Annotated in this window: 1 rRNA gene; it reads left to right on the top strand. The window is 41.7% G+C overall.

The features are described 5' to 3' along the window. Window positions 1–185: 185 nt before the first annotated feature. Window positions 186–300: ribosomal RNA gene (locus BIW15_RS23605) — 16S ribosomal RNA — on the top strand; the annotation flags it as partial.

The following is a 300-nucleotide window of genomic DNA, read 5'->3' as shown; positions in this document are numbered from 1 at the left end:
AGCTCTTTAACAATATAGACCTATCAATCTGTGTGGGCACTCGTTGATGATAATCCAATTAGATACCTCGGTATCAAATTAGGTTTCAATGAAACGAAGTGACCATTGAATCTTCGGATTCAGCACAGTCAATTCAAACATTACTTTATGTAATGTTCAGTATTCATTGAGCCGAACAAAACTTTAAATTGAAGAGTTTGATCATGGCTCAGATTGAACGCTGGCGGCAGGCCTAACACATGCAAGTCGAGCGGAAACGAGTTATCTGAACCTTCGGGGAACGATAACGGCGTCGAGCGG

Source organism: Vibrio sp. SALL6, assembly GCF_002002385.1.
In the GTDB taxonomy this organism is placed as follows: Bacteria; Pseudomonadota; Gammaproteobacteria; order Enterobacterales; family Vibrionaceae; genus Vibrio; species Vibrio parahaemolyticus.
Note: the sequence above shows the minus strand (reverse complement) of the source record. Positions and strands in the feature narration are given on the sequence as shown.